Below are 24,195 nucleotides of genomic sequence, written 5' to 3'. Positions count from 1 at the left end.
GCGGCGCCATCGAGGCGCCGCGCGCTCGCCCTCGCCGTTTTCGGCTTTAGATTGCGCAAGGAGAAAACGGCTGCGAGAGCCCCTGGAGGCCCCGGGCCACTCCGCCCGGCAAGAGCACGATCAGTCCCCGCAATTGGTCATCAAATGGGTAAAAACGTTGTATCGAATATCCAGATTGCAACATGGTCCCGGGAGGGGCCCCAATGGGACCAGAGGGCGAGTCTGAGCGAGGGAGCGCTATGGTGTTGAAACTCGACCGAGCGAGGTCTCAGTGAGCCGAGCGCCGTAACGCGAGGCGAACGGCCCGCAGGTCCCCTTTGTGCCCCTCCCGGGAAATGGATACGGCAATCGCTTTTGTGGACGCCAAAATCACCAGCCACGAATCACTAGCCACCTCTGTATGATCTTCCCCCCCGCCATCCTGCAGGAAATCAAAGATCGACTCTCGATCGTCGGGCTGATCGGCGAGTATGTCCAACTCAAAAAAGCGGGGCGCAACCACAAAGGGCTCTGTCCGTTCCATCAGGAAAAATCGCCGTCCTTCATGGTGAACGATGAGAAGCAGCTCTTTCACTGCTTCGGTTGCGGGGAGGGGGGCGACCTGCTCCATTTCATCATGAAGCGCGAGGGGCTCAATTTCCCCGAGGCGGTGCGGCAGCTGGCGGAGCGTGCGGGCGTGGTGTTGCCGACGGCGGAAGACCCGGTCGCGGCCGCCGCCGTCCAAGCGGAAGACCGCACCCGGCGGCTGTTGCTGCGTGTGAATCAATTGGCGCTGGAGTACTTTCAACAAACGCTGGTCGCGGGCCGGATCGGCTCGCCAGTCAAAGCCTACCTGAATTCGCGGGGTTTCGCCGAGCCCGCATTTTGGACGCAACATTTTCTGGGGGCCGCCGAAGAAGAGTGGGAAGGCGTGACACACTTTTTACAATCGCGCCGCGTTCCCATGGAGTTGGCCATGCAAGCGGGGTTGGTTCGTCGGCGCAACCAAGGTGCCGGCTACTATGATTTCTTCCGCCGTCGCCTCATCTTCCCGATCCGGGGGATGAAGGGGGAGGTGGTGAGTTTCGGCGGGCGCGTACTGCCCGATGGCGCCGCCGACGAAGGCGCGAAATATCTGAACGGCAGCGATTCGCCGGTCTTCCATAAAGGGAAGACCCTCTACGGCCTCCCGATGGCGCTTGCCGCGATGCGGACACACGATCGCGCGATCGTGGTTGAAGGGTATCTCGATGTGCTCGCGTTGCATCTGGCGGGACTCGAAGAAACGATCGCGCCGCTCGGCACGGCGCTGACGGCGGATCATTTGCGGCTCATCATGCGGGCCACGCGAAACGTCTGGTTCGCCTACGACGGCGACGCGGCCGGACGCCAAGCGGCGCAGCGGAGTTTGCTGCTGTGCCTCGACGTTGGTCTGATCCCGCGGATGGTGCGGCTCCCCGACGGCGACGACCCGGATACCGTGATGCGGCGCGAGGGGCGCGAGGCGTTTGTCGCGCGACTGGACGCCGCGCCGACCGTGTTCGAATGGCTGATCGACGATCTCGTAGTGCTGGCCGGCACAGATACGATCGGCCGCGTGCGCGCGGTGGATGCGTTGCGGCCGTATTTTGCGCGGCTGCGCGATGCGGTACAGGAAGCGGTGTATATGGAACGCGTCGCGCGCGCGGTCGGGATCGAGGGCTCCGTGGTCCAGCGCGCACTGCGCAGTGGGACGGCGGTGCTGCCGTCGCCGGTGCACGCGCGTGAGCGGACGCTCGTGGATGCCACGCGGCCGTTGCCGCTCGTGGAGCGGCGCTGTCTGGAATTCCTGCTCCAAGTGCCGGCCGGTATGGGCCCGATCGTTCGAGAGCTGAGTCCCCAAGATTTCCAACACCCGACGGCGCGGCGCATTGCGACGCATTTGTGGACGGCCTACGAAGCGGACGGCGAATTGCGGGTGGGGAGTGTGTTGGCGCGGGAAACGGATGAAGCGGTGCGGCGTGTGGTGGCAGAACTGGCATTGACGGAGGGCCAATATGAGGATAGTGGGCCCAGTCACGAGCTGGCGAGCCAATTGGCGGGGGCGATGCGGCGCACACAACATCAAGAGACCTGCGAACAATTGAACGCGGCGATCGCGGCCGCCGAACGCGGCGCGCAGGGCGAGGTGTTGGAACGATTGCTGTTGGAGAAGCAGACATTATTGCAGGCGAGGCATAAGGGGGTGGCTGGTGGCTGGTGACTGGTGAACGGCCCACGCGGCATGCTCCCCCCAGCCCCCAGTCACCAGCCCCCAGTCACCAGCCACTAGGGAATCCATATGGCCAAAACGGAAGTGACCAAAGCAGAAGCGACGCCCACCGTACCGCCGTCCGTGCTCAATGCGAACGAGGTGCGGCAACTGATCGATAAAGGCAAGACGCGCGGCTTCCTGACTTACGAGGAGGTCAACGACGCGTTGCCGGCGGACGTGATTGCCGCTGACCAACTCGACAATGTCCTCGCCGTCTTCGACGACCTCGATATCGACATCGTGGAAAACGAAGAAGAAGGGAAAAAGCGCCAACAAAAGCAAAACGGCGAGGGCAAGGCCGCCGAAGAAGAGACGCCGGAAGAAGAAGCCGCCGAAACCTTGGTAATGGCCGGTGGCAGCGCCGATCCGGTGCGGCTCTATTTGCGCAAGATGGGACAAGTCCCGTTGCTGACGCGCGAAGGCGAAGTCGAGATCGCGAAGCGGATCGAGCAGGGCGAGAACGAGATGTTCAACATCCTGCTCTCATCCCCGATGGGCATCTCGGCCGTGTTACAGCTGGGCGATCAACTGAGCCGCAATAAAGTCCGTGTCGTCGAGGTCGTGAAAGATCTGGAAGATGTGGCGGCCGAAGGCGACTTCAACGAAGGTGAACATCGGCTGCGCGTGCTCAAGCACATGAGCCGGGCGCGGTTGTTGGTGAAGGCGGCGAAGCCGTATCAAGCGAAACTGAAGAGCGATCGACTGACTGACACGACGCGCGAGGCCGCGAAGTCCAAGTTGAGCGACTTGCAGGAAAAAATGTTGGAGTGCGTGAAGGAAATGAATCTCAGCAAACGCACGATTGACGAGATTATCCAGCGCTTTCAAACTTTGGTCATGGATACCGGCCGGCTCAAACGGCGCATCGCGGAATATACCCATAAGCTGCATTGTCCGAAGCACGAAGATCCGAAAGAACTGTTGCGCAAATTTCATCGCAACACCTATCAACAACGGAAGATCTTGAGCGACATCGGACTCGACAAAGACGCGTTCGCGCAGTTGGAAGAGGATTTCAAAAATACGGAACGCCAATTGCGCCAACTCGAAGTCGAGGCCGGCCAAGATGTGGAAAGTCTGCGTCAAACCTACATTGCCATCGATCGCGCCAAGAATTTTGCGGAGCATGCGAAAAATGAATTGGTCGAAGCGAATCTGCGCCTCGTCGTCAGCATCGCGAAGAAATACACCAATCGCGGCTTGCAGTTCCTCGACCTGATCCAGGAAGGCAATATCGGCTTAATGAAGGCGGTGGAAAAATTCGAATATCGCCGAGGCTACAAATTTAGCACCTATGCCACGTGGTGGATCCGCCAAGCCATCACGCGCGCGATCGCCGACCAAGCGCGGACTATTCGCATTCCGGTCCATATGATCGAAACGATCAATAAACTGGTGCGGACGTCCCGCTATTTGGTCCAGGACTTGGGCCGCGAGCCGACGCCGGAAGAGATCGCCGAAAAAATGGAACTGCCGGTCGAGAAAGTCCGCAAGGTCCTGCGGATCGCGAAGGAGCCGATCTCGCTCGAAACGCCGATCGGCGAAGAAGAAGACAGCCATTTAGGCGATTTCATCGAAGATAAATCGGTCCTGTCGCCGATCGAATCAGTCGTGAACTTGAGTCTCTCCGATTCCACGCAACGTGTGTTGTCGACGCTGACGCCGCGGGAAGAAAAAGTGCTGCGGATGCGCTTCGGGATCGGCGAGCGATCCGACCACACGCTGGAAGAGGTCGGCCGCGACTTTGCGGTCACCCGCGAGCGGATCCGCCAAATCGAGGCCAAAGCCCTCCGCAAACTCCGCCACCCCAGCCGCGCCAAACGCCTGCGCAGTTTCGTCGATTGGTGATTTGCAGGCTGTTGAAAAAGGCCCAGCCACTAGTTGACAACCCAGATTGAAATGCTGAGCCGCGTCCTCGGCAGGGGCAAGGGGGAGGGCCGCGGGCCGTTCGCCTCGCGTTACGGCGCTCGGCTCACTGAGACCTCGCTCGGTCGAGCTTCAACTCCATAGATCTCCCTCTCTCAGACTCGCCCGCGGCCCTCCCCCTTGCCCCTGCCGAGGACCACGTGTTTCAATCTGAATGGACCACTAGGACCTTTTTGAACAGCCTGATTCTCCCCTTGAGAATCCGTAATACGCACTCTCATGCGGATCCAAAGATGATTGTGCGCTTGATATGGTGGGGATGGATTGAGCATCGGCCGGGGCGGCGGGGGAGGGGCAACAGGGGCTCTCGCAGCCGTTTTCTCCTTGCGAAATCTAACGACGAAAACGGCGAGGGTGAGCGGCGGTTCGCCTCGATGGCGAACCGACCGCGTACCCTGTTGCTCCTCCCCCGCTGCCCCGGTCCCCGGGACAAGCAACCATCTTTGGGAATCGATCGGTTGTCACCGCAACATGATCCGCGGCATGTGATTTGGCTCGACAAGCGGGGTGTGGTGGATTTATCTACCGCGTCTCTATGGCGGCGGATCTTTCGTTTCTCTTCAATCTGGCACCGGAGCTGCTCGACGCGCTCCATCGCGACTATCAACGCGACCCAGCGTCCGTCGATCCCAATTGGCGCGCCTTTTTCGCCGGATTTGAATTCGGGCAATCCACACTCCGTTCCAGCCACCAGCCACCAGTCACCAGTCACGGTGCCGCAGCCACTAGCCACCAGTCACCAATCACGGCGCCCAAACAAGAAATCGCCGTCCTGCAACTGATCGACGCCTATCGCCATCGCGGTCACTTGTTCACGAAGACGAATCCGGTACGGAAAAGGCGTCAGTATCTCCCGACGCTGGAACTGGACAATTTTGGACTCAGCGACGCTGACCTTGATACGGTCTATCACGCCGGGATCGATGTCGGCTTAGGCCCGGTGCCGTTGCGCCAGATTCGCGACCTGCTCCACCAAACGTACTGCGAGTCGATCGGCGCGGAGTTCAAATATCTCGACGATCCGACCATGGTTCGCTGGTGGCAGCAGCGAATGGAATCCACGCGCAATCGTCCCAACTTTAGTCGGGAAAAGAAGCGGGCCATTCTGGAGCAACTCGCGCGCGCGGTCCTGTTCGAACGGTGTTTGCACACCAAATTCGTCGGCCAGAAGCGCTTCTCGCTCGAAGGTGCGGAGTCCGCCATTCCCGCGTTGGAAGCGATGTTGCGGACCGGTGCCGAACACGGCTGCCGCGAATTCGTGATCGGCATGTCGCATCGCGGGCGCTTGAACGTCCTGACCAACGTGTTGGGCAAACCGTACGAAGCGGTCTTCGCCGAATTTGAAGGTCAAGGGCCCGAAGGCGAGTTGGCGATCTTCGACGGCGATGTGAAATATCACCTCGGATTTTCCAGCGATCGCACGTTGGCGAGCGGGCGTTCCATGCACTTGACGTTGACGCCGAATCCGTCGCATCTCGAAGCGGTCGATCCCGTCGTGGAAGGCATGGTGCGCGCGAAACAAGAACGGCAAAGCGACTTGGACGCGATCACGCCGGTGCTGATCCACGGCGACGCCGCGTTGGCCGCGCAAGGCGTGGTCTACGAAGTCGTCCAAATGGCGCAGCTCGACGGGTTTCGCACCGGCGGCACGGTGCATCTGGTCATCAATAATCAGCTCGGATTCACGACCGGTTTCCTCGACGCACGTTCGAGCATCTATTGCACTGATATCGGGAAGGTCACGCGTTCGCCGATCCTGCATGTCAACGGCGACGACGTCGAGGCCGTGGTGTTGGCCGTGGAGCTGGCGATGGCGTTTCGCCAAGAGTTTCACCGCGACGTGTTTATCGATCTGCTCTGTTATCGCCGCCACGGCCACAACGAGGCGGACGAACCGCGTTTCACCCAACCGATCCTCTATAAAATCATCGAACAACATCCGAATCCGTTCGAGATTTATAAACGCCGTCTCGACGCCGAAGGGAGCGTGTTGGTCGCGGAGGCGAATCAGATCGCCGAGACTTGCGCCGCGTTGCTCGATGACCGCTATGAAGCGGCCAAACAGCAGCCGCGGATTACGACCGCGGCGTTATTTCATGGCGCGTGGCAGGGATTACGCTTGGCGACCGAGGCGGACTTCGAACAGTCGCCGGAGACTGGGGTCGCGGAAGCGGTGCTGCGACCGCTCGGCGAGCGGATGTTGACGATCCCGCCCACGGTGCGCTGTTTTCAAAAGATCCGCAAACTCTTCGACGAGCGCTTTCGGACGTTTCAGAAGGGCAACGCGATCGATTGGGCGATTGCAGAGTGGCTCGCCTACGCATCGTTGTTGCAGCAAGGCGTCGGTGTGCGGATCAGCGGACAAGACGTCGAGCGCGGCACGTTCGCGCATCGCCACGCGGTGATCACGATCGAAGACTCCGTGGAAGAGTACGTCCCGTTGCGCCACGTGGCGCCGACCCAAGGTCGCTTCGCGATCTTCAATTCGCTGCTCTCTGAATACGCCGGCCTCGGCTTCGAATTCGGCTATGCCTCCGCCGACCCGAGTCAGCTGGTGGTTTGGGAGGCGCAGTTCGGCGACTTCGCCAACGGCGCACAAATTATCATCGATCAATTCCTGTCGTGCTCCGAAACCAAATGGCAACGCATGAACGGCATGGTCTTGCTGCTCCCGCACGGCTACGAAGGCCAAGGTCCGGAACATTCCTCCGCGCGTGTGGAGCGGTTCTTAGCGCTGTGTGCGAACCAGAACATGCAAGTGGTGAACTGCACGACGCCGGCGAATCTCTTCCATGCGTTGCGGCGCCAGTTGGCGCGTCCGTTCCGTAAGCCGCTCGTGGTGTGTACGCCGAAGAGCGGCTTGCGCAATCCGCGCTGGGTGAGCCCTTTGAGCGATTTCACGCACGGCGGGTTTCGCGAACTCTTGGATGACACCACGGTCGACCCGACCTGCGTCACGCGCGTGATTCTCTGCACCGGAAAAATTTATTACGAACTCGTGGAGCAGCGCGCACAGGCAGGGCGGCGCGACGTCGCGATCTGTCGGCTGGAACAATTGTATCCGTTGCCGAAGGCGCAATGCGCCGAACTGGTGCAGCGCTATCCGCACGCGGAGTGGGTGTGGGTGCAGGAAGAGCCGGCGAATATGGGGGCGTGGCCGTTTCTCCTGCGGGCCTGGACCGCGTCCGCGTTGCGCGTCGTGGCGCGCAAAGAGAGCAGCACGCCGGCCACCGGATTCCACCGCCAACACCAGACGCAACAGCAAGAAATTCTGACGCAGGCGTTTGCCGATGCCCCGGTGCGGGTCGCGCGTCCGCGACGAGTAAAATAATATCCCCTCTCCCCGTTGGGGAGAGGGACAGGGTGAGGGGGAGGTCCATCGGTGCGGTCTCCCCCTCACCCCGGCCGCCAATAACGGGCGGCCTGCCCTCTCCCCAAGGGGAGAGGGAGAATAAGGAAGGAGTCTATTATATGCCGACCGAAATCAAGGCCCCGAGTCCAGGAGAGTCGATCAGTGAAGTGCAAGTGGCGGTTTGGTTGAAGCAAGACGGCGATGTCGTGCAGAAAGACGATGTCTTGTGCGAAATCGAATCCGATAAGGCCACGTTGACCGTCTCAGCGTCCGCCGCCGGGCAGTTGAAAATCCTGGTTCCCGTCGGCGATGTCGTGGCCGTCGGAACCGTGCTGGCCACAATCGACGCGGCCGGGAAGGGCGCTACACCGAAGCCAGTTGCAGCGACCGCCGAACGTCCGACACTAGCCACCAGCCACCAGCCACCAGTCACCGGTCCCCAGCCACCAGTCACGCCTTCTCAGCCCCCAGCGCCCAGCTCCGCAGCAGACCGGCCAGTCCGTCGCGAGCGCATGTCGATGTTGCGCAAGAGTCTCGCCGAACGCCTCGTGGCGGTGAAGAACACGACGGCGATGCTCACGACCTTCAATGAAGTCGATATGAGCGCGGTGCAGGCGCTGCGGGCCCGGCACAAAGAGTCGTTTCAAACGAAGTATGGCGTGAAGTTAGGCCTGATGTCTTTCTTCGTCCGCGCCGTCGTCGGCGCATTGCGGGAATTCCCCGCCGTCAATGCCGCGATCGAAGGCGATGAAATCGTCTTTCACGACTACATGGATATCGGCATCGCCGTCAGCGCGCCGAAGGGCTTGATGGTCCCGATCATCCGCCATGCGGAGGCGCTGCACGCGGGGCAAATCGAACAATCGATCGCGGCATTGGCCGAGAAGGCCCGCAGCGGCAAGTTGACCCTCGACGATATGACGAACGGCACCTTCACGCTGACGAACGGCGGCGTCTTCGGCTCGATGCTCTCCACGCCGATCCTCAATCCGCCGCAGAGCGGCATCCTCGGCATGCACAATATCGCCGACCGTCCAGTCGTCGTGCAGGGCCAAGTCGCGATTCGTCCAATCATGTACGTCGCATTTTCCTATGACCACCGCATCATCGACGGCCGCGAATCGGTCGGGTTCTTGAAATTGGTGAAGGAACAACTGGAAAAACCCGAACCCCTTCTTGGCGGGATATAATGCGTTGGTTTTTGTAGACGAGGGGCCGTGGGCGTGCGGTGGGGGCCGCAGGGTACGCTATCGCGGCCGCATCGAGCGGCCGCGCGCTCGCCCTCGCCGTTTTCGTCATTAGATTACGCAAGGAGAAAACGGCTGCGAGAGCCCCTACGGCCCCCACCGCACGCCCACGGCCGTTGTTGAAGCATCCACCTATGGCCCAACGAAGCGGACGAGCAGCATGGCCTGCTGACACGGGACGAGGCCGTCTGCAATATTCATGATGCCATGCACGGGTACCTAACGTAGTCTGCAACAGCACAACGAGGCAATTTCCCCCGATTCAAGAAGAACTCATCGAGATTCGGTTATGAGCCGCCTCCCGGTGGTTTCAGGTTATGAGGCGGTCCGGTTGAATCTTCCTAGGTGAAATTCCTCGCGGCTTGCCGCGCTTTTTTCCCCCCTCTCCCTTTGGGGAGAGGGCTAGGGTGAGGGGGAGGATTACAAGATAGTGAGAGTCCTGGTGGTCTCCCCCTCACCCAACCCTCTCCCCAAAGGGAGAGGGAGGTGGATACCCCGCCCCTTGGGGCGGGGTGCATTCATTCCGTGACACGGAGGGTTTGAAGGGCGGCGCGGCCGAAGTCTTTGAGCATAGGGATAGCGCCTTCGACCAGCAACGGGCGGGGAAAGCCGCGGCCGTGAATTGGCGCGAGCCACATCAAATCGAAGCAGCCGTGGACAGTGCGACCGGGACCGAAGTCGGCGTGGACCCCGGCGGCGCGGAGTCGTTGCACGAGGTACGTGAACGCGGCGAGCACCAAGCCGTCGACGTAATCCCGGAACGCGGCGAATTCATGCGGCTGCAAATGGCCACCGGCGAGCAGTGGTTCGTACATATGAGACGCGCGGACATCGTCGGAAGCCGGACGGCCGGTAATATTGGCAATGAACGACGACGCGCCGAGCTTGGCGCAATTCGCGCTGTTGAGCAGGAAAACTCGTCCGGTCGCCAATGAGCCGACGAATTTGTGCCGCGTTTCGTAACAGCGGCCGCCGTCCGCGCGGATCATCTGCCACGCGGGGTCGCGGATCATCCGTTCCGCCATTCCCGCATCGAACAAGCGGTGTTCCAAGTTAACGGCGTTGCGTGCCCAGAGTCGGTACAACGTGTCGGCAATATCGTGGCGGTCGCGTCGCACGGTCCAGTGGACGAGATTCTTTTCGGAGTCAACGCGGATCTCGTCCGGATTGCCCAGTTCGTGCAGCATGCCGGCCGCGTCGCCGTCGCGTTGGTCGGGACAGTGCGCCATCGTGATCTCAACGGCCTGGTCGTGCCGCCCGGTCGTGATGAAGATATGCCAGCCATACGCGTTGTGGTTCGGCTTGAAGATGATCGGGAGCGGAACGGTGCCGGCAGCAATGCCCTGCGCAAACTGTTCAAAATCGACGATGTCGCGCGGATGCACAAAGCGTGGGTCGGGGCTGAAATCCGCGAGTCGTTGGATGCTGTGGGCCTTGAGGAGCGGCACCAATGGCGCGAGGGCTTGGTCGTCGCGGCGGAAGACCCAAATGGGACCGGGCTGCATGATCGGCCCGCCGCGCATCAGCGTGCGCCACGCGGCCTTACTGCACAGCGCACGGGCCAGATCAAATGCCGTGATCGGGCCATGGCGCGTGAGCTGCGGCCACGGATTCGCGATCGCGATCCCGGGACGTTGGTGATGGATTTCAACATAAGCATCCCCGCGTTGCAAAACGGCGGAAGGGCGCAACGTGTAAGGGATGAGCCGGACGACTTTGCCGCCTCGGGGACGAGAGGCGGGGGCTAGGTTCACTGCCGGTGCCGCGGCCCGGATCATGATAAGACCTCCATACGCAGACCTACCCGCTGCCCAGCAATGGGCGCAAGTTGAAATGTTTGGCAGACCGCAAAACCTGATTGCATATGTATCGCCGCTGCATTACGTGCTAGTAGGACGCGCCGGCGCCAACCACTAGCACGGTGCGGTTTCGAATCCGGAGCATGAGTACATGCAAACGCGTATGCCGCAGGCCCATCCGTTGCTGAGTCGTCTGCCGACGCGGCAGAAGCTATATATGCGATCGATTCCCGACTTTCCCTTGGGCCGAGAGGAAGTCCCCGACCTGCCCCAAGCCCGTTTTGCACAACCGCTGGACGGCCTGGCCCGCTTCTGTTTCCCTCCATTGGGAGCGCGGCGCGTCGGCAATGTCTGTCTGATTGGGCCGGAACACTACCTCGGTCTCGAAGATCTTTTTGATGCGAATTATGCCGCGACCGCCAATGCGTTCAGTTTGGCGCGCTGGCATTGTATGCGACCGCCCCGCGACGTGCCGTGGGCCGAAACGACTCCTCATGCCTCGCGGCAGACGAAGCTCTGCGGAAGTATGGCCCTCCATTGCTGGGGAGATCCGCGCGAATTCTTGGCCCATGCCCAGGCCCAAGTGGGGCAATGCCGTCTCCTCTTCTTGGTCGATATCGATGATCTGGGGCTACATGGCGCACAATACGGTCAGCTGTTGGCAGCGGCGGCTGCGTATCTCGCCGTGGGCGACGATCTCCGTTGTGTCTTTCAGGATCCGGAAAACGCGCGGGACGCAGTACTCGGGATACAACGCGACCTCAGCAAGCGCGGGTTTGCCGTGATGTCTAAACTCGTCGATGCCGTTGTGGTGCGGGAATCGGAGACCTGGAGCGGGATTCTGGTCGCCGCCAAGAAGCGCCAAGCGATACCGCCCGAACTCGGAGTGCGCCAACCGGCACCGTCTCCGCGACTGCCGGCCATAGTCGAATGGACCGTTCCGCCGCCGATCCGTCCGGCACGCGGTCCATTTGAAGACCCGTTTGCCGATCTCCCTTTCACGCGTGCGCTCGATCGCTATTTGCCACCGCGCGAGGGGCCCATAGAAGAAGAGGAAGAGTAATCCGGATCACGGGCATCCGAGCAGCGAAAAGAAAAATACCAACGCGCCGACAATGGCCCGTTCCTGACCGCCCACGCCGCCGTGGATAAATCCCACTGTACTTCCACCCGCGCTTTCGACCATCCCGCTGGAGCGCACGCGACCACAAGTGGAGCGGCCGCTGTTTTCCAGCACGATCGCATCGCCACGCCGCACGAAGAAGCCGATCGTGGAGCGGCTCCCGTTTTCGATCATCCCATTCGTTTGAACAAATCCGATCGTGGAGCGACTCGCATTCTCCACGGCGCCGTTCGCCAACAGATGTCCCATGGTAGAACGATTCGCATTTTCCACTGTGCCATTGCTCCGCACGAAACCGATTGTTGAACGTCCGACGTTTTCGAACGTCAAATCGGCGGCGATGCTGGGGGTTGCGATAAACAACAAGAGGGCCGCTATGAAACACCGAGAATGCATCATTGTCACTTTTTAATGGTTTTCGGATTGATGGAATCAAGAATTTGATCTCGAAGCCCCAGGAAATAATGATCGAGGGTCTCTTTGGTCAGGGGAGCGATCATGCGCGGCATGATCTGCAATGTCTTGATGTCGGCGATCAGCGATGCCCAAATGAAGCGGTCCATGCCTCCATCTTTTTGCTGTGCGTGCTCCATGAGTTCGTAGATATCGAACGGCTGTTTAGTCAAAAGGAAGAAGAGATCGACGTAGTCCTTCACGTCCAGTCGGCCGAGGATCGTACAGACCTTATTGACGGCAATATTTTTCAGACAGTCCACCATAAAGTCATCAATCAACTCCGGAGTGCCGATCCGGAACTCTGTCTCGACGACGAAGTCGAGTTTGAGGTCGCCGCTCAGCAAATAGCGTTGAAACCCAGGAGTCGTCTGTAGCGCTTTGCTTGAGACTTTAAGCTGCTTGGCAATAGTCGCCACCATGGGGGCAATGCCGTCGAGCGCTGCCGAATGGGTAAAAAAATCAAGGTCCTCGGAATAACGGTGCTGGAGATAAAAAGCCGAGAGTGCTGTGCCGCCTGTCAGATAGAAATGTCGGCGGAACCAGTCGTTGTGAAAGGCTGCCTGAAGAAAACGCCGTTGCAACGGCGTAAGGATGCTCGGAGTCGAGCGGTTAGGCATCGTACCCCCAATGATGCAGCGCGTATGCCCACCGAGTGCGCACCTTGGCCGAGAGACGGAGCGCATGGAAATGACGTGCAATCTCTGTGATTGGTACGAACGCCGGAATCTCTTCGAAACGGGCCGCGGTGAGGAGTCGGCCTAGGAGCCATCGTTTCTGCGCCGAGAGGCCGGGAGTATGGAGGATCTCTCGCACGTGTGTCTCGGTCAGGTCGTAGTCCCAAAGAAAATGCGGACGCTTGGCCGTCGTAGTGAAGGACACAGGGTTGAGTTGGATTGTTCCGGCTTGATTGATGAGGCTGAGGGTGGCCACGCGAGCGAGAGCGGAGAAGCTGTCGAATAAAGGATTCTGTCGCAGGTACGCCGCAACCGCAGCTCTTTCTGCTGTGGATAGGCGGACTGTCATGATTGCAGTTTTTTGTTTTCTATCTCGCATAGTTATAATGTATTCGAATCGAATACATTATTCAATAAGAAAAACTGTCAACGCCGATCCGAAGGTCAAGAAGATGCCGCGTGGCGAGCCGGACGACGTGGTGGAACTCCGTCTGCAAACAACAATAGCCTGACCGAGGCCGGAATGTTCGTGAGCCACTTGTACCCCCGCCTGACGCCGTTGCATCACGTCACCTGATCCCTGTTCAAATCATTGCAATTCGAATCGGGCTACGTTAGGGACACCGCGCGTATGGAAATTTTGTTCTACGCGTTCGCCGGATTCACCGTGCTGATGTCCCTGTTGGTCATTTTTCAGCCCAACACGGTTGGCGCGGCGATGGCCCTGGTGGCCAGTTTTTTTGGTGTAGCGCTGCTCTTCGTGCTGCTGCACGCCCACTTCATCGCGATCATGCAGATCTTGCTCTACGCCGGCGCGATCATGGTCTTCTTCGTCTTCGTGATCATGTTGCTGAACCTCGAACCGAAACAACTGCGGTGGCGCGCCATTTCCGGGTCGCGGCTGTTGCAGGGGAGCGCGGCTGTGTATCTGTTGGCGCTGCTGTTGTTCGGGCTCTACATGGCGCGCTCGGCTGCGGTTGCGGAATCGACGGAGCTGGCGGATGGCACGGTCGAGGCGGTCGGGCAACTCTTGTTGTCGCGCTATGTCGTTCCGTTTGAAGTCACGTCGATTCTGTTGTTCGTCGCGATTATCGGCGCCGTGGTTTTAGGGAAGCGGGAACTGCGATGACGGCTATCGGTCTGAACCATTATCTCGTACTTTCCGCGATCCTGTTTTGTATCGGCGCGCTCGGCGTGTTGGTGCGTCGCAATTTATTAGTCATGTTGATGTCGGTCGAGATCATGCTCTCGGCGGCCAATTTGGCACTGGTCGCCAGCTCGCGTTTCGGCGGCTCGTTGGATGGTCAGGTCTTGGTCCTGTTTTCGTTTGTGATCGCGGCATGTGAAGTGGCGGTCGGATTAGGCATCGTCGTGGCGGCCTTCCGCCATCGCCCCACGGTCGAAGTGACCGAATGGCGGCAACTACAGGGGTAGGGAGTGTCGTACTATTTTTCTATGCCCGGAATGATTTGGCTAGTGATCGCGCTGCCGTTGCTGGGGGCGGCGATCAACGGGACGGTGGCGCTCGTCTGCGCCTCCACGAAACGTGCGGCGCCGAAAATGCTGGTGTCGCTCCTCGGCGTCGGACTGCCGTTTCTCGCCTTTTTTATCGCCGCGCGGTTTTTTTATGTGCTCGCGAGTTTCGACGCGGGCGAATTCGCTCCGGCCATCCCACCTTTATATACCTGGGTCGCGTTTTCCGATTGGGTGTTGCAGATCGGCGTGCGTACCGACCAACTCTCGATGGTGATGGTCTTGGTTGTCACCGGCGTCGGCTCCCTCATTCATCTCTTCTCCATCGGCTATATGGAGAAAGACCCCGGTTACGCGCGCTATTTCGCGTATCTGAATCTCTTCCTCTTCTTCATGCTCTTGCTCGTGCTCGGCGATAATTTGCTCGTGATGTTCGTCGGCTGGGAAGGGGTCGGACTCTGCTCTTACTTATTGATCGGCTTTTGGTTCACTGACGCGGCCAAGGCCTATGCTGGCAAGAAGGCGTTCGTGGTGAATCGAATCGGCGACTTTGGCTTCATGTTGGGAATCTTGCTGATTTGGGTGACGATCCACAACGCCGTGGAGCCGGGGAGCGCGTTACTGAATTTCGAAGTCATCAAGCAAGTGGCGCTGCAAGAAGGCAATCCACTCATTCCGGCCGCGACGGCGATTTGCCTCTGTCTCTTCGTCGGCGCCTGCGGCAAGTCGGCGCAAATTCCGCTCTATGTCTGGCTCCCCGACGCGATGGCCGGCCCGACGCCGGTCTCCGCGCTGATCCACGCGGCCACGATGGTGACGGCGGGCGTCTACATGATCGCGCGGCTCAATTTTCTGTATGCCCTCACGCCGCTTGCATTAACGGTGGTGGCCTGGACCGGATGCATCACGGCCTTGTTTGCTGCCACGATGGGCTTAGTCCAAGACGACATTAAAAAGGTGTTGGCCTATTCGACCGTGTCCCAACTCGGATTCATGTTCATCGGCGTCGGCACCGGGGCGTTCAGTGCCGGAATTTTTCACCTGATGACTCACGCCTTCTTCAAAGCGCTGCTGTTTCTCGGTGCGGGGGCCGTCATCCACGCCATGCATCATGAACAGCGTCTTTCCGCATATGGGGGGCTCCGCAAATATCTCCCGATTACGTTCACGACCTGTTTAGTTGCCACCTGCGCGATCGCCGGCATTTATCCGTTTGCCGGGTTCTACAGCAAAGACGCGATTCTGTGGTCCGCGTTGCATCCGCCGATCGCGATTGCCGGCCACACCTATATCTGGGGACTTGGCATTTTGGCCGCAGGGCTGACGTCGTTCTATATGTTCCGCATGATGGGGTTGGCGTTCTTTGGGCCGCGCAGCGAGGCCGGGAAGCAGATCCATTGCCATAAAGAAGACAGCGTCACGATGCTCGTCCCGCTGGTCATTTTGGCGGTGTTGTCGTTCGTCGGCGGATGGATCGGCGTGCCGAAGGGCTTTGGCGGCGCGGACCATTTTCATCACTTCCTCGCGCCGGTCTTTGTCCATCAGCCGCATCTGGAGCACGACGAGAGTCTGGAAATGCTCGTCGGATTGGGCACAATGTTATGGGGCTCGCTCTGGGCGATCGTCGCATTGGCGATCTATGCCGGCCGCAGCGAGGCCCCGGCGCGCATGGCGGCGCGGTTCAAGGGTTGGTATTACGTATTAGTGCATAATTATTTTGTCGATGAAATTTACGACCGCTATCTGATCCGGCCGCTCGTCTGGGTCTCCCGCGAAGTGCTGTGGAAGATCCAAGACGCATTATTGATCGACCGGATCGGCGTTCATGGCACCGGGCGTGTCGCATTATTGTTAGGAAGGATGGGCGCCGCCGTCGAGACCGGAGCGACGCCCCATTACATTTTCGCGATGATCCTCGGCGCCGTCGTGATGTTGTGGTGGATGATTTTATAATGTGTGACTAGTGGCTAGTGACTGGTGACTGGGGGTCGGAACCATGTGAGGTCTTTTCCCAGCCACCAGTCACTAAAAAAATATGTTCCCATTTGTTGAAACGAATATTCTTTCGCTGACTATCTTCTTCCCGGTGGTCGGCGTGTTGCTGCTGCTGTGGCTGCCACGCCGCCACGAGGCCGCGAGCCGCGAAATCGCGTTTGTCGTCAGTTTCGCCACCTTCATTCTCTCGCTCTGTCTGGCGGCGCGCTACGTCGCGACCGCCCCCGCAGAGGGGTTTGCGCTGGCGATGGCGCTCCCTTGGGTGCCGGAACTGAACATCTATTACCGAATCGGGATCGATGGCGTCAGCTTGTCGCTCATCGTGTTAACGGCGTTGCTAGTGCCGTTGTGTGTTCTCTGCGCGTGGCGCGACATCCGCAGCCGGACCAAAGAATTCATGCTGCTGCTGTTGTTGGTCGAAGTGGGCTTGAATGGCGCCTTCGCGGCGCTCGACTTGTTCCTGTTCTATGTCTTTTGGGAAATCATGCTGATCCCGATGTATTTCCTGGTCGGCGTGTGGGGTGGCAAGCAGCGCGTGATGGCCGCGATGAAGTTCCTTCTTTATACGCTGGTCGGCAGTCTGCTGATGCTCGTTGCGATCCTGTATCTCTATGTCGTCGGCGGCAAGACGTTCAATCTGTTGGATCTCTACGACGTCGCGTTGTCTGCGCAGGCGCAACTGTGGCTCTTCGCGGCCTTTGCGCTCGCGTTTGCAGTAAAAGTTCCGCTGTTCCCGTTTCACACCTGGTTGCCCGACGCCCATACCGAAGCCCCGACCGCCGGGAGCGTGTTGCTGGCCGGCGTCTTCTTGAAGGTCGGGACCTATGGCTTCTATCGCTTCGCGATGCCGCTCTTCCCCGATGCGGTCGCGGCGGCGCAACCGCTGTTTCTCTTTTTGGCCGTCGTCGGAATCGTCGGCGGCGCGATCGTCTCGATGGTCCAACCGGATGTGAAGCGACTGATCGCGTATTCCTCGGTGAGCCACTTAGGTTTCGTGATGCTCGGCCTGTTTGCGCTCACACCGGAAGCGGTGCAAGGCGCCGTCATTCAAATGCTGAATCATGGCATTTCGACCGGCGCGCTCTTCTTGCTCTTCGGCATGCTGTACGAACGGACCCATACGCGTGCGATTGCCAGTTACGGCGGGATCGCGCGGCAATTGCCATTGTTCACCACCGCGTTTTTAATCGCCACACTCTCGTCGCTCGGGATGCCGGGCCTCAATAATTTCGTCGGCGAGTTTCTCGTGCTGTTGGGCTCGTTCCGCACCCAGCCGGTGTACACCATAGTGGCCGCCACCGGCGTGATCTTCGCGGCGGTCTATCTCCTCTGGATGGTCGAGCGCGTTTTCTTTGGCAGTCCACGAGAAATGATCGGCGAGACGCAAGTGGCCGTCGCAGGACTCAAAGACCTCAATGCGCGAGAGGCCCTCGTCGTCGTGCCGATGCTGGTGCTGATGGTGTGGCTCGGGGTCGCGCCGCGCGTGATCCTCGATCATACCAAGACCTCGGTGGCCGATTTCCTCCAACTCGTGCAGCGCAGAACGCCGGTGGTCGTGGAACCGATTGCGGTTGCCCCTGCGGTTTCGCCACTCACGGAGGCGCCGTAACATGTTGCTCCAAACGCTCAGCTGGACCCATTTGACCGCGAACGCCGCGCCGTTGCTTATCTTGGCGGTCGCGGGACTCATGACGCTGATGCTCGGACTCTGGAACCAACGCCGCGCGTTCGATTTGGCCGTGGTTGGTGTCTTGGGCGCGATCGTCGCGCTGATCCCGCAATGGCGCGGCACGGTCGGCGCGCTGCCGCAAGCATTGTTCTATTTCGACGGCCTCGCGTGGGTCGGCGGGGCGTTGATATTATTGGCGCTAGGCCTGACCTTAATTTTGTCGCCCACGTATCTGCGCGCACGCCGTTTGCCGCTGGCGGAATTCGCCGCGTTGATCCTCTTCGCTGCGGTCGGGATGTGGTGCATGGTCGCCACGCATCACCTCGCGCTGATCTTCGTCGGCATCGAAACACTCTCGATCGCGTCGTATGTGATGGCCGCATATCATCGTCGTGAAGCCACGTCTTTGGAAGCCGGGATCAAGTATTTCGTCCTCGGTTCCATCGCCGCGTCCTTCCTGCTGTTCGGCATGGCGCTGCTGTATGCCGGCACCGGATCGCTCGATCTCTTTGCGATTCAAGCGGTGCGGAGTGATGCTCTGACCCCGATGGCGTGGAACTATGTCCGGATCGGCCTGGCGTGTTTAATGGTCGGCTTCGCATTTAAAATCGCCGCCGTGCCATTCCAGTTTTGGACCCCGGATGTCTACAGTGGCGCGCCATTGCCAGTCACTGCGTTCTTTGCGACCGGCGTCAAGGCGGGGGCGTTCATCGCGTTGTTGCGGCTTGTGCAATCCGTCGTCGCGCTAAACGACGGGAGTGTCACGGAGTGCCTCTGGTGGCTTGCGGTCGCGACGATGGTCATCGGCAACTTGGCCGCGCTGGCCCAAGACGACATGAAGCGAATGCTTGCGTATTCCAGCATTGCGCATGCCGGCTACGCGTTGATCGCGATCGTGTTGGCGAGTCGTGGCGAGTCCGGTGTCGTCGCGCCGCTGTTGTTGTATCTGTTCGCCTACACGCTGATGACGCTCGGCGCCTTTGCGGTCTTGTTGACCATGAGCCCTGCGGATCGGGAAACGACGCAAGTCAGCACGGTGGCCGGTTTGGCATATCGTCGTCCGGCCGTTGCGGCGCTGTTCAGCGTCTTCCTGCTCTCGTTGGCCGGCATGCCGCCGACGGTCGGATTCTTCGGCAAGTACTATCTCTTCCAGACCGCCGTGGCTGCGGACGAAATCCCACTGGTGATTGTGGCCGTCTTAAGCAGTGTCGTCTCTGTCGCGTATTATGTGCGACCCATTGTCATGATGTATTTCCGTGCCCCGGCGGAAACTGTCGTCCCCACCTTCCGTTTGGCGTTCGGCACGCGCGTCGTGCTGGCAGTCGCCGTCCTCGGAGTCTTGGCCGCTGGCCTGTTCCCCTCGCGGATCGTCGCGCTGCTGGGCAACAGCGTGCGGTGAGTTGCCGACGTTGTTTTCCTCTCTGCCCCTACGATCCCAGCTTGCCGTCCGTCCCGATTGGCCGTACAGTAGCCGCCGTCTATGCCGTCAGCCGCCGACACCACCTACACCAGCCACGACGACTTTCTGGCGTCCACCTCGCAGCGTGGCGAGGTCGTCGGTTCGTGGGGATTTTCCTCAAATGTAGATTTCACGCGGATGGCCGCGGAAGAGACGAACGTCTGGTTTTTTGAACAGGCGTTCAATTTCTTGCGCGCGTTTTTCGGCGTCGTGATGCCCGACCAGCTCGAATTGATGACCTACAACGCTACGAAGCAGGTCAAACGTGAAAATTTGGACCAAATGACGTTTCTCGATGAGCTCATGCTGATCATGAAAAACCTGAAGGAGTCGCTTTGGGTTTTGAAGCTCAATTTGAGCATCGTCGGATTCATCCGCGCCGATTGGGACCCGGACAATCAAGTGCGCGTCCGTATTCAAGAGCCCGCCAGTTTCATTTGTTGGGGCGGCGCGGACGAATCCGGATTCCAGACCTTCAGCATCGGTTTCAATCTCTTCAGTTCACAGCAGATCAAGTCGCAAGGGATTTCGGTCTGGAGCGTCAATCAGCCGTTGCTCGAGAAGGCGCTGAAAAAGTGGGAGGCACAAACCGGCAAGCGGATCGATGTGGTGCAAGGCAATAGTCCCGACTTGTCGCTCGGCCAATACGGCTTTAATGCCCCCGCGCCGACCGCGCCGCGCCACGGCGCGCCGACACCGCCGTCCCGCCCGCGAGCCCCCCCGATCCCGCCCCCCGCCGACTTGCCCCCCGGCGACGACTGGTTGCCGGATTTGGATGATTTGAAGTTTTGACGGGACATAGGAGTGCATATGAGCAAACGCGTTGCAGTAATTTTGTCCGGGTGTGGCGTGCAAGACGGCGCGGAAATCCATGAGTCGGTCTTAACGTTGCTGCATCTGGCGCAAGTTGGGGCGGTAGCGCGCTGCTATGCCCCGAACGTGGCGCAGACGCGCGTCATGAATCACCTCAGCGGTGAGGCCGAAACCGTTTCGCGCAATGCCCTCGTCGAAGCGGCGCGGATTGCGCGTGGCGAGATTGCCGATCTTGCGCTGCTGACCGTGCATGAGGCCGACGCAGTGATCTTCCCCGGAGGTTTCGGCGCGGCGCTGAACCTGTGCAGCTTCGGCACGGCGGGTGTGCAGTGCACCGTGCACCCGGAAGTGGAACGCGTGGTGCGCGCATTCCACGCCGCCCGCAAACCGATCGGCGCGATCTGCATTGCGCCGGCCGTGATTGCGAAAGTGCTGGGGGCGGAGCATCCCCGTCTTACCATTGGGACCGATCCGAAAACGGCCCAACAACTCGAAGCGATGGGCGCGGTCCACGTCGCGACGCCGGTCGATCAAATCTGCGTCGACGACACGCATCGTGTGGTGACGACGCCGGCCTATATGCTCGCCACGACCATTGCCGAGGCCGATGCTGGGATCAGCCGCCTCGTGACTGCAATCGTCCGCTGGGCGTGAGCCGTGCGCAACTTTTTTTCAGACCTGCCGATATAGTGCCATATGAGAACAGCGACAGTGTCACGCCCAGTGCCGGCTCCACGCGCTGCCGGACCGATTCCACGGACGGCCAGCGCTTTCCTGGCGGGACATCAGGTCGAGCCGCCCGGTGTTCGGGAACAGTGCGCATATTGGCGGGAACAACTGCGTCATTTGCCGCGACTGGAATCCGGGCCTTCGTATCATGCAATCTGGGGCTCTCTCGATGCGCGTCATCGCTTTCCGAAAATGGAGGCACTCTTCGCGCTCCTGCGGTTGCAACTCGGTGGGGCAGTGCCACATTTTGCCGAGCACTGTGGTGGGACCTTGCAATCGTACACCGTGCTGGCCGCCGCGCGGGCGGGATTTTCACATTTGGTCGGATATGAGCCGAATGAGGCGTCTCGAGTGATTGCCGAAATGTTTTTTCGCAGACCCGCAGTTCGAGCTGAAATTGCCGGGCAAACTGTGGAACAGCGTAACGTCGGAGACTACGAGCCGACCCATGTCGCCTGTTGGAGTATGCCATGGCCCGGTTTGATCGAATATCCGGCGCGTCCTGAGGTGTTTGATCAAATACTCCCCGGTGGGCATCTGTTGCTGGCGACGGAAGCGCCTCCGCAACGCATGCGCTGGGAGCCGCCGACTGATATGTACTGGGTGTCCGCAGCGCCGTTGGATGAATATTTAGTGCCGACGCTGATCGATTTGAACGACAATCCCCAACATCTCTATTGGGCCATCCGGCCGGTGTAGATCGAGCGTCCGGATTTGACGGCTGCTGTTCAGATCTCATCCCGATATCTTTTGACACCCGTGCGGAACTTGCGTTAGCCACGGCGTATGGTCGCGACGTCGCCGGGCCGGGAGGCGGAGATCTTGCGTGATGGGGTGGCGCTCTTAGTGCGCGAGTGCATGCCGCGGCGGATCTATTTGTTTGGGTCGCGCGCCAAGGGGACGGCGCAGCCGACTTCCGACTTTGACTTGGCAGTGGAAGGTGCCGTGCTCCAGGACCGAGAAAAATCGCGCATTCGGGAGCTGCTCGACGTCGTAGCCGGATTGTATTCCACGAATCTCATTTTTCTCGACGAGGTCGATGCGCCATTCCGCGCGCTCGTCGAAACCACCGGGAAAGTGGTGTATGAGCACGCGTGAAGTCCATTTGGCACTATGCCAACTCGAGCAAGCGTTGCAGCGGCTGGAGACTGCGCTGCAATCGGCCGCTGATGCGGACGAGCTCAAACAGGATGGCGTGATTCAGCGGTTTGAATTTACGTTTGAACTCCTCTGGAAAACGCTCAAACGCTACTTGGCGTATCTTGGACAACCGACTAATAACCCGCGTGACACCTTGAAGGCCGCGTTTCGCGAGGGACTCTTGGCGGAGGAAACGGCCTATTTGGCCATGCTGGAGGATCGCAATATTTGTACGCATGTGTACGACTACGCCACGACCCGTCGGATCTTTCAAAAAATTCAACTGCAATACTATCGAGCGATGCGCCACGTGGCGGAGCAATTGCGTGATCGTCTGAAAACTGCCGCACCATAAGAAAGCGTTTCTCTGCTACTCCCCACCCAACACTTGGCAGCTGGCGTCGCTCTCCAAGCTGACTGCGGAGCCGGATTCGTCGGAGCAGCTGGCGAAAACGATGCGTTCGTCGTTGCCGAGGTAGATCGTGCAGTCGTAGATAACTTCGGTGCCATTGACGGAAAACGTGAACGTGCCGAAGATCTGTGGCTGATAGGCCACGCCTTCGGCGTTGGTGTCGGTGTTGCGCCAAATGCCGTGGGAACCGGTTTTCATCACGACCGGGGTGCTGGTGCTGCCCAGCGCGCAGCTGGTGTTTACGTCGCCGGTCAGCACGAATCCGGCGAGCCGGCCGAGTCCGTCCGGCCCGAGGCCACTATTCGCGGTGCCGTCCGGTTGAGTGCAAAAGTGATCGGTCAGCACTGTGATGCCAGCGTTGTCCGCGCCGTACGTCCCAGGATCGTTGAATGCGGCCACGGAGACATCGTTCGGTTCGGCCTGGCCGGTCTGGATGCCGGTGCACGTGCAGCCGGGATCGTTGGGACAGAAGGCGGCCAATGAGTCGCTCTTTCCCACGACGGCGATGTTTGTCTCGCCCTCTTGATTAAATAAACTTCCGACCGCTGCGGCGGCCAGTTTTGTCGGATCGGCCGTCGGCGGGTTCGCGACACCGGACCCAACGTCACCGCAGGCCGCGAGCAGCAGACTCAACGTACAGCCGATGATGCACTGGTGCAGCGTGGTGCGCATGAGACAGCTGTCTTGTTGCGCATGTTTCATAATGCGTTATCCCTTTGCTCCATCGTCTTTCGTGGCTCGGAAGATTTGAAAATTGACGTGATACACGTCGTCGTATTCCGGCGCGTGGGTGATTCGCTCCATGATGCGATCGCGGAGCGCGTAAAATTCCTTCACGACTTCGGCGAACATCGACTTCGGGAGTGGAACCGTCAAGGCGTAATAATTCCGTTCCTCTTGCGGCAGCAGCGTCAGGGCTTGTCGCGCTTTCACCAGCATCGCCTCGTGGAAATGGTATGCCTCGATCGCCTGCGTGTCTTGGTCTGCGGTACGGACGAATCCCTCAGCCTGCACCAAGCGTCCTTCTGGCGTGCGGGCCAGCAACCCGAGTTCCACTAAGGTTGCCACGGCCTCGCGCGCCTCGGTGGGACTGATGCTGGGGACGCATTGCCGTGCGATCCAGCGATAATCCTCGCGGAAGCGCTTTAACGCGACCATCTCCCGAATGCAGACATAGTGGGGCTGACTGAAATAGCGTTTGATCCGCTTCTCTTCGGTGAAATGTTGGGAACGGGGACGCAGTTCCATCAGCCGATCAAACGCGGCGCGCTTCCGGTCCGGATCGGTGGTTTGGTTGTACAGGACGAGTGTCCGAAAGTAGTCGGATCGAGGCGATTCGAGTTCGAGCGCGTGGGCGAACTTCTTCGCGGTCTTGGGCGTCAAGTTGCGCTTGCCGTCGGTGACCATCTTTAAATAGCCGGGCGCGCTGATTCCGGCGCGCTCCGCAAACATGCGGACATTAAATGAAGCCTCCGATTTGAGTTCGCTGACCCGCTCGCGCAGGTAGTGACGATAATCCAGGAAGTGAAAAATGTCGATCGTCATGACAGCCCCAATGTGCACATGATCCAATATTATGTGCACAAGTTCAAGTTGTATTTGTCCATGGCTCGTATAAAAACGTGTATATTGGTTACAAAACGCATCATATATATT

Annotated in this window: 21 protein-coding genes; 15 read left to right on the top strand and 6 right to left on the bottom strand. The window is 59.6% G+C overall.

Translation table 11 applies throughout. The features are described 5' to 3' along the window. Positions 1-400: 400 nt before the first annotated feature. From HY696_06485 to sucB, 4 genes are all read left to right on the top strand, one after another. On the top strand, positions 401-2,221 hold the full coding sequence (locus HY696_06485; protein ID MBI4238050.1) for a DNA primase: 1,821 nt from the start codon (positions 401-403) through the stop codon (positions 2,219-2,221). 78 nt (positions 2,222-2,299) lie between these two features. Next, a complete protein-coding gene (gene rpoD / locus HY696_06480; protein MBI4238049.1) occupies positions 2,300-4,120 on the top strand; it encodes an RNA polymerase sigma factor RpoD in 1,821 nt (606 codons plus the stop codon). A gap of 613 nt (positions 4,121-4,733) precedes the next feature. Further along, positions 4,734-7,529 carry a 2-oxoglutarate dehydrogenase E1 component gene (locus HY696_06475; GenBank protein MBI4238048.1) on the top strand — a complete coding sequence of 932 codons (2,796 nt, stop codon included), beginning with the start codon at positions 4,734-4,736 and terminating at the stop codon, positions 7,527-7,529. A gap of 140 nt (positions 7,530-7,669) precedes the next feature. After that, positions 7,670-8,740 (top strand): dihydrolipoyllysine-residue succinyltransferase, encoded by a 1,071-nt coding sequence (sucB, locus tag HY696_06470; GenBank protein MBI4238047.1) that lies wholly within the window; start codon positions 7,670-7,672, stop codon positions 8,738-8,740. Positions 8,741-9,315: 575 nt separating this feature from the next. Here the strand turns inward: sucB and HY696_06465 are convergent. Further along, positions 9,316-10,575: a hypothetical protein gene (locus HY696_06465; protein ID MBI4238046.1), complete on the bottom strand. Its 1,260-nt coding sequence runs from the start codon at positions 10,573-10,575 to the stop codon at positions 9,316-9,318. A gap of 172 nt (positions 10,576-10,747) precedes the next feature. Between HY696_06465 and HY696_06460 the strand changes: the two genes are divergently transcribed. Next, positions 10,748-11,659, top strand: coding sequence for a hypothetical protein (locus HY696_06460; protein MBI4238045.1), 912 nt, complete (start codon positions 10,748-10,750; stop codon positions 11,657-11,659). Between the two features lie 6 nt (positions 11,660-11,665). Here the strand turns inward: HY696_06460 and HY696_06455 are convergent, their stop codons facing one another. The 3 genes from HY696_06455 to HY696_06445 are packed head-to-tail and all read right to left on the bottom strand — an operon-like array spanning position 11,666 to position 13,105. Then, positions 11,666-12,118, bottom strand: a complete 453-nt coding sequence (locus HY696_06455; GenBank protein ID MBI4238044.1) for a hypothetical protein — start codon at positions 12,116-12,118, stop codon at positions 11,666-11,668. A gap of 2 nt (positions 12,119-12,120) precedes the next feature. Then, positions 12,121-12,792 carry a nucleotidyl transferase AbiEii/AbiGii toxin family protein gene (locus HY696_06450; protein ID MBI4238043.1) on the bottom strand — a complete coding sequence of 224 codons (672 nt, stop codon included), beginning with the start codon at positions 12,790-12,792 and terminating at the stop codon, positions 12,121-12,123. Next, positions 12,785-13,105, bottom strand: coding sequence for a hypothetical protein (locus tag HY696_06445; GenBank protein MBI4238042.1), 321 nt, complete (start codon positions 13,103-13,105; stop codon positions 12,785-12,787). The genes HY696_06450 and HY696_06445 overlap by 8 nt, the downstream gene beginning before the upstream one ends. A gap of 375 nt (positions 13,106-13,480) precedes the next feature. On the opposite strand from HY696_06445, the gene HY696_06440 reads away from it, so the two are divergent. The 10 genes from HY696_06440 (at position 13,481) to HY696_06395 (ending at position 22,482) form a co-directional block, all read left to right on the top strand. Then, positions 13,481-13,978, top strand: a complete 498-nt coding sequence (locus HY696_06440; GenBank protein MBI4238041.1) for an NADH-quinone oxidoreductase subunit J — start codon at positions 13,481-13,483, stop codon at positions 13,976-13,978. Continuing rightward, on the top strand, positions 13,975-14,283 hold the full coding sequence (gene nuoK / locus HY696_06435) for an NADH-quinone oxidoreductase subunit NuoK (protein ID MBI4238040.1): 309 nt from the start codon (positions 13,975-13,977) through the stop codon (positions 14,281-14,283). Before HY696_06440 ends, nuoK begins: the two co-directional genes overlap by 4 nt. A 21-nt stretch (positions 14,284-14,304) precedes the next feature. Then, positions 14,305-16,275 carry an NADH-quinone oxidoreductase subunit L gene (gene nuoL / locus HY696_06430; protein MBI4238039.1) on the top strand — a complete coding sequence of 657 codons (1,971 nt, stop codon included), beginning with the start codon at positions 14,305-14,307 and terminating at the stop codon, positions 16,273-16,275. A gap of 82 nt (positions 16,276-16,357) precedes the next feature. Next, positions 16,358-17,926, top strand: coding sequence for an NADH-quinone oxidoreductase subunit M (locus HY696_06425; protein ID MBI4238038.1), 1,569 nt, complete (start codon positions 16,358-16,360; stop codon positions 17,924-17,926). A gap of 1 nt (position 17,927) precedes the next feature. Continuing rightward, positions 17,928-19,385, top strand: coding sequence for an NADH-quinone oxidoreductase subunit N (locus HY696_06420; GenBank protein MBI4238037.1), 1,458 nt, complete (start codon positions 17,928-17,930; stop codon positions 19,383-19,385). 81 nt (positions 19,386-19,466) lie between these two features. Next, positions 19,467-20,237, top strand: coding sequence for a hypothetical protein (locus HY696_06415; protein MBI4238036.1), 771 nt, complete (start codon positions 19,467-19,469; stop codon positions 20,235-20,237). An 18-nt stretch (positions 20,238-20,255) separates the two neighbouring features. Then, complete coding sequence (gene elbB / locus HY696_06410) at positions 20,256-20,912, top strand: isoprenoid biosynthesis glyoxalase ElbB (GenBank protein MBI4238035.1); 657 nt, start codon at positions 20,256-20,258, stop codon at positions 20,910-20,912. 42 nt (positions 20,913-20,954) lie between these two features. Further along, complete coding sequence (locus HY696_06405) at positions 20,955-21,686, top strand: hypothetical protein (protein MBI4238034.1); 732 nt, start codon at positions 20,955-20,957, stop codon at positions 21,684-21,686. A gap of 87 nt (positions 21,687-21,773) precedes the next feature. Beyond that, positions 21,774-22,085 (top strand): nucleotidyltransferase domain-containing protein, encoded by a 312-nt coding sequence (locus HY696_06400; GenBank protein MBI4238033.1) that lies wholly within the window; start codon positions 21,774-21,776, stop codon positions 22,083-22,085. Continuing rightward, the gene (locus HY696_06395) at positions 22,072-22,482 is read left to right on the top strand and encodes a nucleotidyltransferase substrate binding protein (protein ID MBI4238032.1); all 411 of its coding nucleotides are present in this window, start codon (positions 22,072-22,074) and stop codon (positions 22,480-22,482) included. Before HY696_06400 ends, HY696_06395 begins: the two co-directional genes overlap by 14 nt. 15 nt (positions 22,483-22,497) lie before the next feature. On the opposite strand, the gene HY696_06390 is transcribed toward HY696_06395, so the two are convergent. Together HY696_06390 and HY696_06385 are read right to left on the bottom strand one after the other, a co-directional pair. Further along, positions 22,498-23,241 (bottom strand): hypothetical protein, encoded by a 744-nt coding sequence (locus HY696_06390; GenBank protein MBI4238031.1) that lies wholly within the window; start codon positions 23,239-23,241, stop codon positions 22,498-22,500. A gap of 6 nt (positions 23,242-23,247) precedes the next feature. Beyond that, positions 23,248-24,084, bottom strand: coding sequence for a TIGR02147 family protein (locus HY696_06385; protein MBI4238030.1), 837 nt, complete (start codon positions 24,082-24,084; stop codon positions 23,248-23,250). Positions 24,085-24,195: the final 111 nt, after the last annotated feature.

Source organism: Deltaproteobacteria bacterium (assembly GCA_016210045.1).
Taxonomy (GTDB): Bacteria; UBA10199; UBA10199.
The sequence above is the reverse complement of the archived record's forward strand: the minus strand, read 5'-3'. Positions and strand labels throughout refer to the sequence as shown.

Coding starts and splice junctions, on each gene's coding strand:
- HY696_06415 (MBI4238036.1), top strand. CDS start 19,467: ATGCCGTCAGCCGCCGACACCACCTACACCAGCCACGACGACTTTCTG.
- HY696_06420 (MBI4238037.1), top strand. CDS start 17,928: ATGTTGCTCCAAACGCTCAGCTGGACCCATTTGACCGCGAACGCCGCG.
- HY696_06450 (MBI4238043.1), bottom strand. CDS start 12,792: ATGCCTAACCGCTCGACTCCGAGCATCCTTACGCCGTTGCAACGGCGT.
- HY696_06425 (MBI4238038.1), top strand. CDS start 16,358: ATGTTCCCATTTGTTGAAACGAATATTCTTTCGCTGACTATCTTCTTC.
- elbB (MBI4238035.1), top strand. CDS start 20,256: ATGAGCAAACGCGTTGCAGTAATTTTGTCCGGGTGTGGCGTGCAAGAC.
- HY696_06485 (MBI4238050.1), top strand. CDS start 401: ATGATCTTCCCCCCCGCCATCCTGCAGGAAATCAAAGATCGACTCTCG.
- HY696_06475 (MBI4238048.1), top strand. CDS start 4,734: ATGGCGGCGGATCTTTCGTTTCTCTTCAATCTGGCACCGGAGCTGCTC.
- HY696_06405 (MBI4238034.1), top strand. CDS start 20,955: ATGAGAACAGCGACAGTGTCACGCCCAGTGCCGGCTCCACGCGCTGCC.
- HY696_06395 (MBI4238032.1), top strand. CDS start 22,072: ATGAGCACGCGTGAAGTCCATTTGGCACTATGCCAACTCGAGCAAGCG.
- HY696_06440 (MBI4238041.1), top strand. CDS start 13,481: ATGGAAATTTTGTTCTACGCGTTCGCCGGATTCACCGTGCTGATGTCC.
- HY696_06460 (MBI4238045.1), top strand. CDS start 10,748: ATGCAAACGCGTATGCCGCAGGCCCATCCGTTGCTGAGTCGTCTGCCG.
- HY696_06465 (MBI4238046.1), bottom strand. CDS start 10,575: ATGATCCGGGCCGCGGCACCGGCAGTGAACCTAGCCCCCGCCTCTCGT.
- HY696_06385 (MBI4238030.1), bottom strand. CDS start 24,084: ATGACGATCGACATTTTTCACTTCCTGGATTATCGTCACTACCTGCGC.
- nuoK (MBI4238040.1), top strand. CDS start 13,975: ATGACGGCTATCGGTCTGAACCATTATCTCGTACTTTCCGCGATCCTG.
- HY696_06455 (MBI4238044.1), bottom strand. CDS start 12,118: ATGATGCATTCTCGGTGTTTCATAGCGGCCCTCTTGTTGTTTATCGCA.
- HY696_06400 (MBI4238033.1), top strand. CDS start 21,774: ATGGTCGCGACGTCGCCGGGCCGGGAGGCGGAGATCTTGCGTGATGGG.
- HY696_06390 (MBI4238031.1), bottom strand. CDS start 23,241: ATGAAACATGCGCAACAAGACAGCTGTCTCATGCGCACCACGCTGCAC.
- nuoL (MBI4238039.1), top strand. CDS start 14,305: ATGCCCGGAATGATTTGGCTAGTGATCGCGCTGCCGTTGCTGGGGGCG.
- sucB (MBI4238047.1), top strand. CDS start 7,670: ATGCCGACCGAAATCAAGGCCCCGAGTCCAGGAGAGTCGATCAGTGAA.
- rpoD (MBI4238049.1), top strand. CDS start 2,300: ATGGCCAAAACGGAAGTGACCAAAGCAGAAGCGACGCCCACCGTACCG.